Here is a 16,760-nt window from a genome sequence, read left to right on the forward strand (position 1 = left end):
GACGTGAACGCCCGTGGGACATGGTCCCCGGATGCGCTTGCCGTTCGCGCGGCCGAAGCCGGGACGCGGGCCGACCGGATCCTGCGCGCATCGGTCGACGACCTGTTCCTTCCCGATGCCGCCCGACTGGGGGATCGTACCCGGCTGACCTTGCGCCAGATGCTGCGGGCGATGGTCGAGGCCATCGCGCATGACCTGCGGCATCAGGTCGCCGGACAGGTCGGGGAGCGGGGCGCGGCGATCCTCACGGAGCATGGCCGGACGTTCGATCGGGTGGTGCGGGCGGGAACGCTGCGCGATGACGCGCTGATCGCGGAGGTGATCGCCCGCGTTCGCCAGGACCTGATCGGGCAGGCGCTGCCGATCGCGGTCGGATCGCCGGACATCCCCAGCCTGTTGGTGCAGCTCGCCACCTCCGTCGATGCCGGGGTGGCGCAGGCGGCACAGACGCTGCTCGCCGCCGACAGCCGGCGTCGCGCCGCGCTGGAACAGGCGCAAATGACGGAGGCCGACCTGCCGCCCGCCTTGCGACCGGCCCTGGTCTGGTCGGTGGCGGCGGCGATCCGGGATGGCGACGATGCCGAGATCGACCAGGCGCTGGTCGCCGCCGCCGAACGACGGCTGGCGGCACCATTTGCGGGAGACGGGGCGGAGGACGCGGCGATGGCGCTCGCCCGCGCGGTCGATGCGCGGATCGCGGAGCGCGCCATCCTGCTGCTCGACGCGCTGGGCGATCGTCGGCTCGGGCTGTTCATCGCGGTGATCGCCCATGGCCTGCGCCTGTCGTTCGGGCAGATGCGGGCCATGACGCTGGAGCCGGACGGCGACCGCTTGTGGCTGGCGCTGCGCGCGCTGGAGCTGGACCGCCCGGTCATCGCCCAGATCGGTCTGGCGCTGGCCGATGCCGACCCGGCCCGGGATATCGAATCCCTTGCCGATCAGCTCGACGCCATCGCCGCGGTATCGCCGGCGGCGGCGCGCATGGCCCTGGCGCCGCTGGCGTTGCCGGACGACTTCCGCCGGGCCATAGCCGCACTGGCATCGGCCTCACCGACGCGGCCACGCGGCCGCGACGGCGAGGGGGCGTGGCGGTGATCGCGATGCGTATCGCCGTCAGTCCCGTCAGTCATGCGCGGGTCGATGCGGAAGGGCTGTTGCTCTCCGCCGACCCCGCGATCCTCGGGCTGAACGGCCGGGCGGGCGGGGCGCTGCGCCAGTCGCTCGCGGTGCCGTCCATCGCGATGCTCGCCCGGCTCGCGGTTCGGCTGCAGGTCGCGGTCCAGCGCCGCGTGTCGATCGCCGATGGCGAGCAGGACCTGGAACTCTGGGTACGGGCGCAGCCCGACGGGCATCTGGCGATCAGTGGCTGGTCGGAGACGCCGGCCTGGCGCGCCGCGCCGAACCCGGTGCCGCCGGTCGTGCCGGCCGGGGCCTGGGGCTGGGAGACGGACGCATCGCTGCGCCTGACCTATATCGCGCCCGGCGCCGGGATCGCGGGCGGGGGGGAGGCCTTCACCATGCTCGGCCGGCCGCTCACCAGCCTGTTCGGCTTCGACGAGGGGCCGGACGGCGTGATGCCGATCATGGATGCGCTGGCGCGGCGGCGACCCTTGCGCGCACAGCCCGCCAAGCTGCATCCCGGTGGCGCGGCGCTGATGCTGTCGGCGGAGGTGCGGGTCGACCAGATGGGCGGTTTCGCCGGCTTGTCGGGCATCGCCGAGCCGGTCGCCATGGCCGCTGCCGCGGTGGAGGGGCTGTCGGACGGCTTCACCACCGGGCTGGACCGGGCGCTGCGCCGGCCGCTCGCACGGATCGTCGCCAATGCCGATTCGATCCAGGCGGAGGCCGATGGGCCGATCGCGCGCGACTATGCCGATTATGCGGCCGACATCGCCACCGCCGGCCGGCACCTGCTGGACCTGGTCGACGATCTGGTCGACCTACAGGCGATCGAGCGGCCCGATTTCGCGCCGGAGATCGAGCCGATCGACCTGGCCGATGTCGCCCGCCGCGCCGCTGGCCTGCTTGCGGTACGCGCTGATCATGCCGGGGTGATCCTCGACCGCCCGGACCAGGACGAACATGCGGCCGGGCTGGGCGATTTCCGCCGCTGCCTCCAGATCGTCGTCAACCTGATTGGCAATGCGATTCGCTATTCGCCCCAGGGCGAGCGGGTGTTCGTGACCGCGATGATCATCAACGACCGCGCCTGCGTGACCGTCGCCGACCATGGCAAGGGCATCGCCGAAAAGGATCAGGCGCGCATCTTCGAGAAGTTCGAGCGGATCGACCCCAGTGAGCCGGGCGGCAACGGCCTGGGCCTTTTCATCGCCCGCCGCCTGGCGCGGGCGATGGGTGGCGACCTGACCGTGACGAGCGCACCGGGCGAGGGGGCGCTGTTCACGCTGGCCTTGCCGATCGGCTAGGGGCGAGACTTACGTCTTCTTTACATTTGCCGATCAGGCTGTTGGCATGAGTACGCCGCGACGCTCCAACGCTTTATCTGTCCTGCTCTGTGCCGCCGTAGTGGGCGGGGCGCTGGGTGCCGGTTCGCTGGCGATATCGGACGGGGGGCGAGCCGATCCGACGAGTCAGGCGCATATGACATTGGTGGCCACCGGTATCACGCGGGCGCGCCTGCCACAGGCGGGGGATCATTGGGGTGGCTGCAACGATGCCCGTGCGGCGGGTACGGCGCCGATCTACCGTGGCGAGCCGGGGTATCGGGAGACGATGGACGGGGATGGCGACGGCATTGCCTGCGAACCCATCCAGTCCTGAACCCTATGGGGCGGCGCGGCCGCCCGGCCCTCACCGCCGGGGCAGTCGCCGCGCGACGAGCAGCAGGATCAGCCCTGCCACCGCCAGCGCGGCACCGTAATCGGCCCATTGCGTCTGGTCGAGCATCGGGCTCGACCGGGGCCAATGGACATAGCCCAGCCCCTGGCCGATCCACAGCATCCCCATCAAGGCCAGCGCCAGGCCGAGGAGCAGCAGGATCGGACGCAGGGTCTGCATGGCCGGATCAGCGCCGAACGATCAGCGCTGGTCGAGGCCGACATAGGAACGCTGCGCCGGGCCGGTATAGAGCTGGCGCGGGCGGCCGATCTTCTGGTCGGGATCGGTGATCATCTCGTTCCACTGCGCGACCCAGCCGACGGTGCGGGCGAGCGCGAACAGCACGGTGAACATCTCGGTCGGGAAGCCGATCGCGGACAGGATGATGCCCGAATAGAAGTCGACGTTCGGGAACAGCTTCTTCTCGGCGAAATAGGGATCGCTGAGCGCGATCTCTTCCAGCCGCAGCGCCGTCTCGAACACCGGGTCGCTGACCTTGAGCGACTCGAACACCTCGCGCACGGTCTTCTGCATCACCGTCGCGCGCGGGTCGTAGTTCTTGTAGACGCGGTGGCCGAAGCCCATCAGGCGGAACGGATCGTTCTTGTCCTTGGCGCGGGCGATGAATTCCGGAATGCGATCCGGCGTGCCGATCTCGCGCAGCATGTTGAGCGCCGCCTCGTTCGCGCCGCCATGCGCCGGACCCCAGAGGCAGGCGATGCCGGCCGCGATGCAGGCGAAGGGGTTGGCGCCCGACGAACCGGCGAGACGCACGGTCGAGGTTGAGGCATTCTGCTCGTGATCGGCATGGAGGATGAAGATCCGGTCCATCGCCTTTTCGACGACCGGGTTCACCACATAGGGCTCGGCCGGCACGCCAAAGGTCATGCGCAGGAAATTGCCCGTGTAGGACAGCGAGTTGTCGGGATAGACGAAGGGCTGGCCGACGCTGTACTTATAGGCCATCGCGGCGATCGTCGGGATCTTGGCGATCAGGCGGTGCGAGGCGATGGTGCGCTGCACCGGATCGTGGATGTCGGTCGAATCATGGTAGAAGGCCGACAGCGCGCCGACCACGCCGCACATGATCGCCATCGGGTGCGCATCGCGACGGAAGCCGCGGAAGAACGCCGCCAGCTGCTCGTGCACCATGGTGTGGCGGGTGATGGTGGTGCTGAACGCCGCCAGTTCGTCCTTGGTCGGCAGGTCGCCGTTCAGGAGCAGATAGGCGACCTCCATGAAGCTGGACTGTTCGGCCAGCTCGCCGATCGCATAGCCGCGGTGGAGCAGCACGCCCTCGTCGCCATCGATATAGGTCAGCGTCGACTGGCAGGACGCGGTCGAGGTGAAGCCGGGGTCATAGGTGAAGGCGCCGGTCTGGCCGTACATCTTGCGGATGTCGACCACGTCCGGGCCGATCGTGCCCGTCAGCACCGGATATTCGAAATCCTTGCCGTCAAGGGATAGCTTCGCTGCGTCAGTCATGATCGTCCTCTCTGAAATCTCAATCCGCCATGCGGTCGGCGATCCGACCCAGGCTTTCCTGGCGCCCTAAAAGGGCGAGCACGTCGAAGATGCCGGGCGAAGTCTTTCGCCCGGTCAACGCGGCGCGCAGGGGTTGCGCGACCTGGCCGAGCTTGACGCCCTCGGCCTCGGCCACCTGCCGCACCACGGCTTCCAGTGCGTCCGTATCCCAGCCGTCGAGCGCGTCAAGCGCGCCATGCACGGCCGCCAGGATGCGGGGGGCGTCGCCGGCGAGCAACGGCTCGGCGGCGGCATCGATCGGCAGCGGGCGCGACGTGAACAGAAATTTCGCCCCTTCCGCCAATTCGTTGAGGTTCGCCGCCCGTGGCTTGAGCGCCGGCATCGCGGCGGTCAGCAGGGCAACGTCGGCTCCCCCCAGTCGTTCCGCGACCAGGGCCGCCAGCCGCGCATCCTCGGCCTCACGGATATAGTGGCCGTTCAGATGCTCCAGCTTCTTCAGGTCGAAGCGCGACGGACTCTTGCCCACCGCCGCCAGGTCGAACCAGCGCACCGCATCCTCGCGCGCGATGATCTCGGCATCGCCATGGCCCCAGCCCAGGCGGAGAAGGTAATTGTCCAGCGCTTCGGGCAGGATGCCCAGTTCGTCGCGATAGGCCTCGATCCCGACCGCGCCGTGCCGCTTCGACAGCTTCGCTCCGTCCGAGCCATGGATCAGCGGGATGTGCGCATAGATCGGCTCGGGCCAGCCCATCGCGCGATAGATGGGCAACTGACGGAACGCGTTGTTGAGATGGTCGTCGCCGCGGATGACATGGGTCACGCCCATGTCATGGTCGTCGACCACCACCGCCAGCATATAGGTCGGCGTGCCGTCGGAGCGGAGCAGGACCAGATCGTCCAGCTCGGCATTCTGCACGGTGACGCTGCCCTGCACCTGGTCGTCGATCGTCACCGCGCCGGTTTGCGGCGCGCGCAGGCGGACGACGAAGGGCTGGTCGGCGGGGCCGTCGGTCCGGTCGCGCCACGGGCTGCGGATGCGCAGGGGCTTCTTCGCCGCCTCCGCTTCCGCGCGCATCGCCGTGATCTCGTCCGCCGTCATATAGCATTTATAGGCGGAACCATTGGCGATCATCGCCTGGGCGACCTCCGCATGGCGATTTGCCCGCGCGAACTGGAACACGGCGTCGCCGTCCCAGTCCAGGCCGAGCCAGCGCATGCCCGCCAGGATCGCGTCGATCGCCGGCTGGGTGGAGCGGACACGGTCGGTATCCTCGATCCGCAACAGGAACTTGCCGCCGTGATGGCGGGCGAACAGCCAGTTGAACAGCGCGGTGCGCGCGCCGCCGAGATGGAGGAACCCGGTCGGCGACGGTGCGAAACGGGTGACGACGGCGCTGCCCGTGACGGGGGCGGCGGCGGTCGATGGTGTGGCGGACGGCGTGCCGCCCTGATCGGTGGTTGCGCCCAAGCGCACATGCTCCCAGACTGGATGATCGATGGCCAGGTCAGCCGCCGCCGCCCCTAGCATGGCCCCCACGCCGCGACAAATCCCGGCGGATCTGCGCGATGCCGCCCGCCGAATTGGCGCGGGGATCGAACGGCGGCTGGAGGCGGAGCGGGACCAGTTGCCGCTCTGGCTGCCGGTGATGCTGGGGCTGGGCGTGGCGTTGTGGTTCGTGCTGCCGGACCCCGCCGCGTGGCGCGCCGCCGCCTGGATCGGGCTGGCGGTGGGGCTGGGCGCACTGGCCCTGTGGCGGGGCGGGCGCGGATGGCTGGCGGTGGCGCTGGGCGGGATGATGGTGACGGCGGGGGTGACGCTGGCCTGGAGCCGGGCCGAGCGGGTGGCGGCCCCGGTGCTGCGTGCGCCGGTGATCCTGCGCTTCGATGCCGGGGTCGAGCGGATCGAGCCGCTGCCGGCGCGCGGACTGGTGCGGCTGACGCTGCGTCCGACGGGGCCGGGGCTGGCGGCCTCGGGCGGCCGGCGGCCGCTGCCGCCCCGGCTGCGGATCAATCTGGCGGAGGCGGACGTGCCGGCCGGGCTGGCGGTGGCGGCGCGCCTTCGCCTGCGCGCGCGGCTGCTGCCACCGCCCGAGGCCGCCGTGCCGGGGGCCTATGACTATGCGCGCGCCGCCTGGTTCACCGGGATCGGCGCGACCGGGCGGGGCTTCGCGCCGGTCGAGATAGTGGTGCCCGGCCGGACCGCGCCGCCGCTCCGGGCCGCGCTGACCGGTCATATCGTCCGGCAAATGCCGGGCAGCGAGGGCGGGATCGCGGCGGCCTTGGTCACCGGCGACATGGGAGCGATCGGACAGGAGGATTCGGACGCGATGCGCACCGCCGGATTGGCGCATCTGCTGTCGGTCAGCGGCCTCCACATCACCGCCGTGGTGGGCGCGACGATGCTGCTGGTCCTGCGGCTGCTGGCGCTGGTGCCATGGCTGGCGCTGCGGGTCCGCCTGCCCCTGGTCGCGGGGGGCGCGGGCGCGGCGGCGGCGATCTTCTATACCTGGCTGACCGGGGCGGAGGTGCCGACGATCCGAAGCTGCGTCGCGGCGCTGCTGGTGCTCGCCGCGCTGGCGCTCGGCCGGCGGGCGATGACGCTCCGGCTGGTGGCGGGGGGCGCGATGCTGGTGCTGCTGCTCTGGCCCGAGGCGCTGGTCGGCCCGAGCTTCCAGCTCTCCTTCGCGGCGATCGTCGCGATCGTGGCCTTGCACGATCATCCCGCGCTGCGCCGCTTCGCCGAGCCGCGCGAGGAAGCATGGGTCCGACGGCTGGGTCGCCATCTGGTCCTGCTGCTCGCCACCGGCATCGCGGTGGAGGCGGCGCTGATGGGGATCGCGGTCTATCACTTCCACAAGGCGGGGCTGTACGGCGCGCTGGCCAATATCGTCGCGATCCCGCTGACCACCTTCCTCATCATGCCGCTCGAACTGCTGGCGCTGCTGCTGGATGCGATCGGGCTAGGCGGGCCGGCCTGGTGGCTGACCGGCCAGGCGATCGGGCTGCTGCTCGGCGGCGCGCGGTTCGTCGCCAGCCTGCCCGGCGCGACCGCCGCCTGGCCGTCAATGCCGTCGGGCGCATTCGCGCTGATGATCGCTGGGGGGCTGTGGCTGGCCTTGTGGCGGACGCGGTGGCGACGATGGGGAGTCGCGCCGCTGCTGGCGGGCGCGCTCTGGGCGTGGTGGACGCCGCCGCCAGACCTGATCGTCAGCGGCGACGGACGTCATGCCGCCGTCCGGCTGGCCGATGGCCGCGTCGCGATGCTGCGCGACCGGACCGGGGACTATATGCGTGACCTGCTCGCCACCAATGCCGGCGTCGCCGAACCGGACCTGCTGTCCGACGAAGGCGGCGCGCGCTGCAACGCCGATCTGTGCATGGCCGATGCGGGGCAGGGCGCGGCGCGGCTGCGCGTGCTGATGGTGCGGAGCGCCTATCATCCACCGAAGGCGGCGCTGGTCGCGGCTTGCGCGCGGGTGGATGTGGTCGTCGCCGACCGGTGGCTGCCAAGCGCCTGTCGGCCGGCATGGCTCCGGCTCGATCCCTCCACCCTGTCCGCAAGCGGGGGCGTGGCGATCGGGGCCGGAGCGGGGCGGGTGGTGACGGTCCGCCGGATCGGCGACCGTCACCCCTGGATCAGGCCGATGCTTCCGCTTCGACGCGCGGCTTGGCGGGCTGGAACTCGCCGTCCGCATCCATGACGTGCAGCTGGCCGTCGCCGATCGCGAAGACCGCGCCGTGCAGCTTCAGCCGGCCGGCGGCCTCGGCCTCCTGCACGAAGGGGAAGGTGCGTAAATTGGCGAGCGAGGTGCGGACCGACTCGCGCTCCATCGCGCGGCGTGCATCCTCGGAGTCCGCATCGGGAAATTCCGAGCGGACCTTGTCGCGCGCATCGTCGAGCAGGTGCACCCAGTCGGAGATGAAGCCGCCCTTGCCCGGCTCGGCATCGTCGAACGTGCCGGCCAGCGCCGCCTTGCAACCGCCGCAGCGGCCATGGCCCAGCACCACGACTTCCGACACCTTGAGCTGCGTCACCGCGAATTCCAGCGCGGCCGACACGCCGTGATGGCCACCGCCGGTCTCGCAGGGCGGCACCAGATTGGCGACGTTGCGGACGACGAACATCTCGCCCGGCAGCGTGTCGAAGATCTGCGCGGGTTCGACGCGGCTGTCGGAGCAGGCGATGACCATCACCCGCGGCTCCTGACCGTCCTTCAGCTTGGCCCAACGCTCACGCTGGCGCCGCCAGTCGGCGGTCCGAAAGCGCTGATATCCATCCACCAGATCGGCGAAATCCGTCATGTTGATCTATCTCCCGTATTGCCCGCCGAAGCGGCTCTATCGAAACCACGCCAGATCGGACGGGTTCCCGACGGCTTCTGACGATCACGTGCCGCCACGGCAAGGCCGACGACCGGAACCGGCCGTCTCCCTGGCATTCTCAAGCCCTTACACGGCAGGCCGGTCGCCGGTTCCGGCGGGTTGGGCAGGACGATTCGCCTGCTCAGCCGTCCGCGTCGAGCGCATAGCCCGCAGACCGGACGGTGCGGATGATGTCCGGCCGGTCGCCGATGTTGATCGCCTTGCGCAGGCGGCGGATATGCACGTCGACCGTCCGGCTCTCGATATCGCTGTCATGGCCCCAGACCGCGTCGAGCAGCCGCTCGCGCGAGAAGACCCAGCCGGGATGCTCCAGGAAATGCTTGAGCAGCCGGAATTCGGTGGGGCCGAGCGGCACCGTTTCGCCGCCGCGCCGGACCTTGTGGCCGACCGTGTCCATCTCGATATCGGCATAGGTCAGCGCCTCGCCCGCCAGCGCCGGCCGCACGCGGCGCAGCACCGCGCCGACCCGCGCGACCAGTTCGCGCGGTGAGAAGGGCTTGGTGACGTAATCGTCTGCGCCCGTCTCCAGCCCGCGCACCCGGTCCTCCTCCTCGCCGCGCGCGGTGAGCATGATGATCGGCACGTTCTGCGTCTCGGGCGCGCGGCGCAGGCGGCGGCACACCTCGATCCCCGACAGCCCCTCGACCATCCAGTCGAGCAGCACGATGTCGGGCGCCTGTTCGCGCGCCAGCAGCAGCGCCTCTTCCCCGTCGGGGGTATGCGCCACCTCGAAATCCTCGCGGCCGAAATGATAGCGGAGCAGCTCGGCCAGCGCCGCATCATCCTCGACCAGCAGCATCTTCACGCGCGCCATGTCGCTTCTCCTTCTCTGTTGCCACGATCGCGCTCGGCCATGCGGGTGCCGGTCGCGGCGAAATAGACCATCTCCGCGACGTTGGTCGCATGGTCGCCGATCCGCTCCAGGTTCTTGGCGACGAACAGCAGGTGCGCGACCTGGGTGATCGTCTTCGGATTCTCGACCATGAAGGTGACCAGCGTCCGGAAGATGCTGTCGTAGAAATCATCGAGCGCCACGTCGCTCTCGCGCACCCGGACCGCCGCCTGGATGTCGCGCGCGGCGAAGGCGTCGAGCGCGCCGCGCACCATGTCGGCGGCCATCCGGCCCATGGCGGGCAGGATCGACACCGGCTCGATCCGGTGCTCCCCATCGATCAGCGGCACGCGCTTGGCGATGTTCTTGGCATAGTCGCCAATCCGCTCGACCACGCTGGCGATCTTCAGCGCCGCCACGACCTCGCGCAGGTCGACCGCCATCGGTGCGCGCAGCGCGATGATCTGGACGGCGAGCTGCTCGACCTCGGCGGCGATCGCGTCGATCGCCTTGTCGGCGGCGCGGATCTCCTCGGCACGGGCCAGGTCGCTGCGTTGCAGGGCCTTGAGCGATTCGGCGATCGCCTCCTCGGCCAGCCCGCCCATCTGGCTGATCAGCCCGCGCAGCTGGACGATATCGGCGTCGAAGGCCTTGACGGTATGTTCGTTCATCGCGGCTCCTCACTCAGCCGTAGCGGCCGGTGATGTAATCCTTGGTCCGCTCCTGGCGCGGATTGGTGAAGATGTCCGAGGTCGCGCCATATTCGACCAATGTCCCCAGGTGGAAGAAGGCGGTGCGCTGGCTGACCCGCGCCGCCTGCTGCATGTTGTGCGTGACGATCGCGATGGCGTAGCGGCCACGCAGCTCGTGGATCAGCTCCTCGATCTTGGCGGTGGCGATCGGGTCGAGCGCGCTGCACGGCTCGTCCATCAGGATCACCTCCGGATCGACGGCGATGGCGCGCGCGATGCACAGCCGCTGCTGCTGCCCGCCCGACAGCGCCGTGCCCGAATCCGACAGCCGGTCCTTTACCTCGTTCCACAGGCCGGCGCGGGTCAGCGAGCGTTCGACCGTCGCGTCCAGCTCCGCCTTGCCGCGCGCCAGCCCGTGGATGCGCGGGCCATAGGCGACATTCTCATAGATCGACTTGGGGAAGGGATTGGGCTTCTGGAACACCATGCCGACCCGCGCGCGCAGCTGCACCACGTCCATCTCGGGCGCGTAGATGTCCTGCCCGTCCAGCCGGATGTCGCCCGAGACGCGGGCGGACGGGATGGTGTCGTTCATCCGGTTGAGCGTGCGCAGGAAGGTCGACTTGCCGCAGCCGGACGGGCCGATGAAGGCGATCACCCGGTCCTGCTCGATATCGATCGAGACATGGTCGATCGCGGTCTTGTCGCCATAGGCCACGCACACGTCGCGCGCCGTCATCTTGGGCGGGGAGGAGGGGGAAGGGGTCACCAGCGGGTCTCGAAACGGTTGCGGAGGTAGATGGCCAGCCCGTTCATCGCGAGCAGGAAGGCCAGCAGCACGATGATCGCCGCCGACGTCTTCTCGACGAAGCCGCGATCGACCTGGTCGGACCAGAGGAAGATCTGCACCGGCAGCACGGTCGCCGGGCTGGTCAGGCCCGAGGGCGGCGCGGCGATGAAGGCGCGCATGCCGATCATCAACAGCGGCGCGGTCTCGCCCAGCGCCCGCGCCATGCCGATGATCGTGCCGGTCAGGATGCCGGGCAGCGCCAGCGGCAGGACATGGTGGAAGACGACTTGCACCGGCGACGCGCCGATCGCCAGCGCGCCGTCGCGGATCGAGGGCGGCACCGCCTTGATCGCGTTGCGCCCGGCGATGACGATGACCGGCATGGTCATCAGCGCCAGCGTCAGCCCGCCGACGATCGGGGCGGAGCGCGGCAGGCCGAAGGTGCCGAGGAACACCGCCAGCCCCAGCAGGCCGAAGATGATCGAGGGCACCGCCGCCAGATTGTTGATCGACACCTCGATCAGGTCGGTCCAGCGGTTCCGGGGCGCATATTCCTCCAGATAGAGGGCGGACAACACCCCGATCGGAAAGGCGAGCGCCAGGGTCACGACCAACGTCAGCAGCGAGCCGAGGAACGCGCCCCAGATGCCGATCCGGGTCGGATCGGTCGAATCGGCGTCGGTCAGGAAGGCGAGGTTGAGATGGCGGCCGAGCACCCCCTGCGCGCGCAGCCGGGCGACCAGGGCGGTCGCCTGGGGCGTGCCCTTGCCCTTGGCGGCAAGGTCGAGCGCGCTCGACACCGGCAGGTCGAAGGTCGCGGTGCGGTGGAGCAGGGCGGGATCGGCCTTGATCGCGTCGCGCACGCGCAGCCAGGCGCCGCCCGACAGCAGGGCGGGGGCGCCGTAGCGGCGGCTGGCGGCATTCTCGACCACCGCCTGCAATCCCGCGCCCGCCAGCGCCAGGTCGGCGCGACGTTCGGACAATTGCGCCGGGGTGACGGTCAGGCGCGCGGCGGCGAGATCGACCGGTACGCGCAGCCGCGTCTCGGTGAAGCCGCTCAACCCTTGCGCCAGCATGGTGGCGAGCAGGAACAACAGGAACCCCGCCGACAGCGCCACCGCCGCCAGTCCCAGCCGGCGGAAGCGGCGCTCGGCGGCATAGCGGCGGCGCAGGCGCGCCTGCATGGCCGGCGTCGCCCAGTCGGTGGGCGTGCGGGTTTCTTCCGAAAACGGAACGGGCCGCTCGGCGAGGCGCGGCCTATTCATAGGCCTCCCGATAGGTCTTCACGACGCTGAGCGCGACGATGTTGAGGAGCAGGGTGACAACGAACAGCGTCAGCCCCAGTGCGAAGGCGGCGAGCGTCTTGGCGCTGTCGAACGCCGCCTCGCCGGTCAGCAGGTCGACGATCTGCCGGGTGACGGTGGTGGCGGAGGCGAAGGGGTTGGCGGTCAGCGTCGCGACGCCCGACGCGGCCATGACGACGATCATCGTTTCGCCGATCGCGCGGCTGATCGCGAGCAGGATGCCGCCGACCACGCCGGGCAGCGCGGCGGGGAGCAGCACCTTACGGATCGTTTCCGACACGGTGGCGCCCATCGCCAGGCTGCCGTCGCGCATCGTGCCGGGCACGGCGGCCAGGCTGTCATCGGCCATGGAGGAGACGAAGGGGATGATCATCACCCCCATGACCAGCCCGGCCGCCAGCGCGCTTTCGGAGGATGCCCAGTGGATGCCGAGCGCCACGCCCAGCGATCGCACGGCCGGCGCGACGGTCAGCGCGGCGAAATAGCCGTAGACGACCGTCGGCACGCCGGCGAGCATCTCCAGCATAGGCTTCATCCAGCGGCGCGTCGCGGGCCGGGCATATTGGGTGAGATAGATGGCGCTCATCAGGCCGAAGGGGATGGCGACCGCCATCGCGATCACCGCGCCGATGAAGAAGGTGCCCCAGAACAGCGGCAACGCGCCCAGGCTCGCGCCCGGATCGTGCGGGTCGACGACCTGCGGGCTCCAATGGGTGCCGAACAGGAAATCGGTGATCGGCACGATCGCGAAGAAGCGGGCGGATTCGTAGAGGAGCGAGGCGACGATGCCGATCGTCGTCAGGATCGCGATCAGCGAGGCGGCGAGCAGCGCCGCCATCACGATCCGCTCGACCCGCGTCCGCGCCGCGAAGCCTGGCCGGATGCGGACGAAGGCGAAGGCCCCCCCGGCAAAGGCGAGCGCCAGCGCCAGCCCGGTCGCGATCCAGTCGAACCGGGTCTGCGCGGCGGCATAGGCGGGGGCGAGGGTCGCGGCGAGCGGGTGGAACGCGCCATAGGCGCGACCCGCGCCCAGCGCCCGGGCCTCGGACAGGATGGTCGCGCGGGCGAAGCCCTGCGGCGGCAGAGCGGCGGCGGCCGGAGTCGCCAGCACCGCGTCGGTGACCAGCGCCGGTGCGACGGTCGCCCAGAAGGCGAGGAAGAGCAGCGGCGGCACCAGCGTCCACAGCGCGACATACCAGCCATGATGGCCGGGCAGCGAGCTGGACCGCGTGGCCGCGCGCAGGAAGCGGCCGGCGCGCGCCCGTGCGGTCAGCCAGCCGATCAGCGCCAGGCCCGCGACGACGAAGAGCAGCGCCAGCGGCTTCACGACAGCGTCGCCGGATCGAGCGGGATCTGGTGCGCGATGATCGCGGCGGAGCGCGCGCGCACGGCCGGCGGCGCGGCGATCAGCCCGCGCGCGACCAGCGGTCCCTGCGGACCCCAATTGGCGACATAGAGGTCGAGGAACGCGCGCAGGCCGGGAATGGCGTCGATATGCGCCCGCTTCACATAGATGTAGAGCGGGCGGGCGCCCGGATAGCGGCCATCGGCGATCGCGTCATAGGTGGGGGCGACGCCGTTGATCGGGACGCCGTTCACCGTATCGCGATTCTCCTCTAGGTAACTGTAGCCGAAGATGCCGATCGCGTTCGGGTTGGATTGCAGCTTCTGGACGATCAGATTGTCGTTCTCGCCCGCATCGATATAGGCGCCGTCCTCGCGGATGCGGGAGCAGCGGGCACGATGCGCCTCCGGATCGCGGGGCGCCAGCCGGCGCGCCACGGGATCGACCGCATCGCAGCCCTTGGCCAGGATCAGGTCGGCGAGCGCATCGCGCGTGCCGCTGGTCGCAGGCGGGCCATAGACCTGGATCGGCACGGCGGGTAGGCGCGGGTTCACGTCCGCCCAGGTGCGTGCCGTGTTGGGGCGACCGCCCGGTGCGGCGGCCAGCGCCAGATACAGGTCGGTCGGGGTCAGCGCCAGTTTCGGCCCGTTCTTGGCCTCGGCGAAGGCGATGCCGTCGATGCCGATCTGCACCTCCAGGATCTTGCCGACACCGTGCGCTGCACAGTCGCGATATTCGCCAGCGTGCATCCGCCGCGACGCATCCTCGATATCGGGATAGGCCGCGCCGATGCCGGCGCAGAACAGCTTCATGCCAGCACCGGTGCCGGTCGCCTCGATCACCGGCGCGCGCGCGTCGGGATCGGTGGCGACCAGTTGCTCGGCGATCATCGTCGTGAACGGATAGACGGTCGACGACCCCACCACGCGAATCTGGTCGCGTGCCCCCGCGCCGCCGCCATTGGCCTGGTCATGGCACGCGGCCAGCGCCAGCAACGGCGCGAGTGGAAGAAGGCGAAACATCGGGTCCCCAGGGGAAGTCGCCCGAGTCTCTAGCGCGCTTCCCTCTAACCCTGTGTGACGTTTTCGTTACTCTTTGATGACACCGCACCCGGAGTCGACCCCGGGGCGGGCGCCGCGGTTGCGGGCAGGGTGACGGCGAAGGTGGTGCCGATGCCGACCCGGCTGGTGATGTCGAGCTGGCCGCGATGCCGCTCCACCACATGCTTGACGATCGCCAGGCCCAAGCCGGTGCCGCCCAGCGACCGGCTCCGCCCGGTGTCGACGCGATAGAATCGTTCGGTGAGGCGCGGCAAATGCTCGGGCGCGATGCCCTCGCCCTGGTCGGTCACGGTCAGGCGGACGCCGCCACTGGTGCCCGGCTCCAGCCGCACGTCGACCGGCGTGCCGGCGCGGCCATATTTCATCGCATTGCCGATCAGATTGTGCAGCATCTGCGACAGCTGCGCACGGTCGCCCAGCACCGGCGGCAGGCCGGACAGCGCCTGGCAGGTGACGTCGCCGACGCGCGCGGTGCCGGTGCGGCGCAGCTCCGTGCAGATCTCGTCCATCAACTGCGCGATGTCGATCGGCCGGTCGGGCAGCCGGTATTTGTCCGCCTCGATCCGCGACAGCGACAACAGGTCCTCGACCAGCCGCTGCATCCGCCGCGCTTCGGCCATCATGATCTGCAGGAAGCGGGACCGGAGCTCGGGATCGTCGCCGGCCTCCTCCAGCGTCTCCGCAAAACCCAGGATCGAGGCGAGCGGGGTGCGCAGTTCGTGGCTGGCATTGGCGACGAAATCGACCCGCATCCGCTCGGTCGCCGCGCCCTCGCTATGGTCGATCAGCTCGACCACGCGCCCGCCGCTGGCGGTGGGGGAGACGCGCATCTCCCAGCGTCGGTCGCGCGCGCCGATGCCGACCAGCTCGACCTGCCGCCCCTCGGGCGCGGCCAGCGCCTCGGCGGCGGCGGGGTGGCGCAGTGCGACTCGCGCGTCCTCGCCGACCACATGATCGCCCAGCAGCGTGCGGGCGGCGGCATTGGCCAGGATGATGCGGCCGCCGCGCACCAGCAGCACCGGCTCGGCCACCGCGTCCAGCACCTCGCCGATCCCCGGTTCGATGGTCGGCGCGATGGCCACGGCGGGGGCGCCGTCCTCATCGATCCGCGCGACCAGCACCGCGCCGATCGTGCCGACCAGGGTGACGATCAGCCCCTCCCAACGGCCATCGACCAGCGCCACCGCGATGGCCGTGGCCCCCGCCAGAACGATCGCCCAGCCCAGGCGGAAAGGTGATTCGCGTCGCATCGCCCCCGGATTAGCCGAACCGTGTGACAGAGGCGCGCTCTTTAGGGGGAGGGGGCGGGCCGGCTCAACGGTGCGCGAGCCCTTCCAGCACCGGCAGCAACTCCGCATAGCCGTCGATTACGGCATCGGCGCCGAGATCGGCGACCGGCCGGTCGAGGAAGCCGAAGCTGCACGCCACCACCGGCACGCCCGCCGCCTGCGCCGCCTTCACGTCGTAGATCGAATCGCCGACGAATGCCGCCGGGCCGCCTCCGCATCGCTCGATCATCGCGCGGATCGGCGCGGGCGACGGCTTGCCCATGCCCGGCCCCAGGCTGTCGCCGCCGATCAGGCAGGCGAAGCGATCGGTCAGGCCCAGTTCGCCGAGGATGCGGGTCGCATATCCTTCCAGCTTGTTGGTCACCACCGCCAGCGTCACGCCCTTCGCCGCCAGCGCATCGAGCGCCGCCAGCGCGCCGGGATAGGGCCGGGTGTGCACCACCATGTTCGCCTCATAATAGTCGAGCAGGCGACGGTGCAGCACGTCCAGCTCGGCATCGGTGCAGCCGCCGGTCGCGGCCATGCCCTGCGCCAGCATGTGCCGCGCGCCGCCGCCGATCATCGGCGTGATCCGGTCGACGGGAAGCGTCGGCCGTCCCGCGCTGTCCAGCGCATGGTTGACGGCGGCGGCGAGATCGCCCGACGTGTCGAGCAGGGTCCCGTCCATGTCGAAGCCGACGATGGACCAGGGAAAACGGCTGGATGAATTACTGTCCATGACCGCGCCGGTGCCAGCCGCGC

General features: G+C 70.3%; 16 protein-coding genes. 4 read left to right on the forward strand and 12 right to left on the reverse strand.

Annotated elements, in window-relative coordinates:
- Positions 1 to 3 precede the first annotated feature (3 nt).
- The 3 genes from QE452_RS01895 (at position 4) to QE452_RS01905 (ending at position 2,781) form a co-directional block, all read left to right on the forward strand.
- Positions 4 to 1,095: a hypothetical protein gene (locus tag QE452_RS01895; RefSeq protein ID WP_309658439.1), complete on the forward strand. Its 1,092-nt coding sequence runs from the start codon at positions 4 to 6 to the stop codon at positions 1,093 to 1,095.
- A gap of 5 nt (positions 1,096 to 1,100) precedes the next feature.
- Complete coding sequence (locus QE452_RS01900; RefSeq protein ID WP_309658621.1) at positions 1,101 to 2,426, forward strand: HAMP domain-containing sensor histidine kinase; 1,326 nt, start codon at positions 1,101 to 1,103, stop codon at positions 2,424 to 2,426.
- 184 nt (positions 2,427 to 2,610) lie between these two features.
- On the forward strand, positions 2,611 to 2,781 hold the full coding sequence (locus QE452_RS01905) for an excalibur calcium-binding domain-containing protein (RefSeq protein ID WP_309658440.1): 171 nt from the start codon (positions 2,611 to 2,613) through the stop codon (positions 2,779 to 2,781).
- Positions 2,782 to 2,811: 30 nt separating this feature from the next.
- On the opposite strand, the gene QE452_RS01910 is transcribed toward QE452_RS01905, so the two are convergent.
- The 3 genes from QE452_RS01910 to gltX are packed head-to-tail and all read right to left on the reverse strand — an operon-like array spanning position 2,812 to position 5,851.
- Complete coding sequence (locus QE452_RS01910) at positions 2,812 to 3,018, reverse strand: hypothetical protein (RefSeq protein WP_309658441.1); 207 nt, start codon at positions 3,016 to 3,018, stop codon at positions 2,812 to 2,814.
- Positions 3,019 to 3,039: 21 nt separating this feature from the next.
- The gene (locus tag QE452_RS01915) at positions 3,040 to 4,323 is read right to left on the reverse strand and encodes a citrate synthase (RefSeq protein ID WP_125994023.1); all 1,284 of its coding nucleotides are present in this window, start codon (positions 4,321 to 4,323) and stop codon (positions 3,040 to 3,042) included.
- A gap of 19 nt (positions 4,324 to 4,342) precedes the next feature.
- Positions 4,343 to 5,851: a glutamate--tRNA ligase gene (gltX, locus tag QE452_RS01920; protein ID WP_309658622.1), complete on the reverse strand. Its 1,509-nt coding sequence runs from the start codon at positions 5,849 to 5,851 to the stop codon at positions 4,343 to 4,345.
- On the opposite strand from gltX, the gene QE452_RS01925 reads away from it, so the two are divergent.
- Positions 5,820 to 8,024 (forward strand): ComEC/Rec2 family competence protein, encoded by a 2,205-nt coding sequence (locus tag QE452_RS01925; protein WP_309658442.1) that lies wholly within the window; start codon positions 5,820 to 5,822, stop codon positions 8,022 to 8,024. The genes gltX and QE452_RS01925 overlap by 32 nt on opposite strands.
- On the opposite strand, the gene QE452_RS01930 is transcribed toward QE452_RS01925, so the two are convergent.
- From QE452_RS01930 to QE452_RS01970, 9 genes are all read right to left on the reverse strand, one after another.
- On the reverse strand, positions 7,960 to 8,625 hold the full coding sequence (locus tag QE452_RS01930) for a carbonic anhydrase (RefSeq protein ID WP_309658443.1): 666 nt from the start codon (positions 8,623 to 8,625) through the stop codon (positions 7,960 to 7,962). The two genes, QE452_RS01925 and QE452_RS01930, sit on opposite strands and share 65 nt — an antisense overlap.
- A gap of 202 nt (positions 8,626 to 8,827) precedes the next feature.
- Positions 8,828 to 9,520 carry a phosphate regulon transcriptional regulator PhoB gene (gene phoB / locus QE452_RS01935; protein ID WP_125994025.1) on the reverse strand — a complete coding sequence of 231 codons (693 nt, stop codon included), beginning with the start codon at positions 9,518 to 9,520 and terminating at the stop codon, positions 8,828 to 8,830.
- On the reverse strand, positions 9,508 to 10,209 hold the full coding sequence (gene phoU, locus QE452_RS01940; RefSeq protein ID WP_125994026.1) for a phosphate signaling complex protein PhoU: 702 nt from the start codon (positions 10,207 to 10,209) through the stop codon (positions 9,508 to 9,510). Before phoU ends, phoB begins: the two co-directional genes overlap by 13 nt.
- A gap of 13 nt (positions 10,210 to 10,222) precedes the next feature.
- Positions 10,223 to 10,969: a phosphate ABC transporter ATP-binding protein PstB gene (gene pstB / locus QE452_RS01945; protein WP_309658623.1), complete on the reverse strand. Its 747-nt coding sequence runs from the start codon at positions 10,967 to 10,969 to the stop codon at positions 10,223 to 10,225.
- Between the two features lie 26 nt (positions 10,970 to 10,995).
- Positions 10,996 to 12,285 carry a phosphate ABC transporter permease PstA gene (pstA, locus tag QE452_RS01950; RefSeq protein WP_309658444.1) on the reverse strand — a complete coding sequence of 430 codons (1,290 nt, stop codon included), beginning with the start codon at positions 12,283 to 12,285 and terminating at the stop codon, positions 10,996 to 10,998.
- Positions 12,278 to 13,651 (reverse strand): phosphate ABC transporter permease subunit PstC, encoded by a 1,374-nt coding sequence (gene pstC / locus QE452_RS01955; protein ID WP_309658445.1) that lies wholly within the window; start codon positions 13,649 to 13,651, stop codon positions 12,278 to 12,280. The genes pstA and pstC overlap by 8 nt, the downstream gene beginning before the upstream one ends.
- On the reverse strand, positions 13,648 to 14,691 hold the full coding sequence (locus QE452_RS01960) for a substrate-binding domain-containing protein (RefSeq protein ID WP_309658446.1): 1,044 nt from the start codon (positions 14,689 to 14,691) through the stop codon (positions 13,648 to 13,650). The genes pstC and QE452_RS01960 overlap by 4 nt, the downstream gene beginning before the upstream one ends.
- 44 nt (positions 14,692 to 14,735) lie before the next feature.
- Complete coding sequence (locus QE452_RS01965; RefSeq protein WP_309658447.1) at positions 14,736 to 15,980, reverse strand: ATP-binding protein; 1,245 nt, start codon at positions 15,978 to 15,980, stop codon at positions 14,736 to 14,738.
- Between the two features lie 64 nt (positions 15,981 to 16,044).
- Positions 16,045 to 16,737, reverse strand: a complete 693-nt coding sequence (locus tag QE452_RS01970; protein WP_309658448.1) for an HAD-IA family hydrolase — start codon at positions 16,735 to 16,737, stop codon at positions 16,045 to 16,047.
- Positions 16,738 to 16,760 lie beyond the last annotated feature (23 nt).

The sequence above is a fragment of the Sphingomonas sp. SORGH_AS_0438 genome (assembly GCF_031453475.1).
In the GTDB taxonomy this organism is placed as follows: domain Bacteria; phylum Pseudomonadota; class Alphaproteobacteria; order Sphingomonadales; family Sphingomonadaceae; genus Sphingomonas.

Coding starts and splice junctions, on each gene's coding strand:
- QE452_RS01910 (WP_309658441.1), bottom strand. CDS start 3,018: ATGCAGACCCTGCGTCCGATCCTGCTGCTCCTCGGCCTGGCGCTGGCC.
- QE452_RS01965 (WP_309658447.1), bottom strand. CDS start 15,980: ATGCGACGCGAATCACCTTTCCGCCTGGGCTGGGCGATCGTTCTGGCG.
- QE452_RS01960 (WP_309658446.1), bottom strand. CDS start 14,691: ATGTTTCGCCTTCTTCCACTCGCGCCGTTGCTGGCGCTGGCCGCGTGC.
- QE452_RS01915 (WP_125994023.1), bottom strand. CDS start 4,323: ATGACTGACGCAGCGAAGCTATCCCTTGACGGCAAGGATTTCGAATAT.
- phoU (WP_125994026.1), bottom strand. CDS start 10,209: ATGAACGAACATACCGTCAAGGCCTTCGACGCCGATATCGTCCAGCTG.
- gltX (WP_309658622.1), bottom strand. CDS start 5,851: ATGCTAGGGGCGGCGGCGGCTGACCTGGCCATCGATCATCCAGTCTGG.
- QE452_RS01930 (WP_309658443.1), bottom strand. CDS start 8,625: ATGACGGATTTCGCCGATCTGGTGGATGGATATCAGCGCTTTCGGACC.
- QE452_RS01900 (WP_309658621.1), top strand. CDS start 1,101: ATGCGTATCGCCGTCAGTCCCGTCAGTCATGCGCGGGTCGATGCGGAA.
- phoB (WP_125994025.1), bottom strand. CDS start 9,520: ATGGCGCGCGTGAAGATGCTGCTGGTCGAGGATGATGCGGCGCTGGCC.
- QE452_RS01925 (WP_309658442.1), top strand. CDS start 5,820: ATGGCCAGGTCAGCCGCCGCCGCCCCTAGCATGGCCCCCACGCCGCGA.
- QE452_RS01970 (WP_309658448.1), bottom strand. CDS start 16,737: ATGGACAGTAATTCATCCAGCCGTTTTCCCTGGTCCATCGTCGGCTTC.
- pstA (WP_309658444.1), bottom strand. CDS start 12,285: ATGAATAGGCCGCGCCTCGCCGAGCGGCCCGTTCCGTTTTCGGAAGAA.
- pstB (WP_309658623.1), bottom strand. CDS start 10,969: ATGACGGCGCGCGACGTGTGCGTGGCCTATGGCGACAAGACCGCGATC.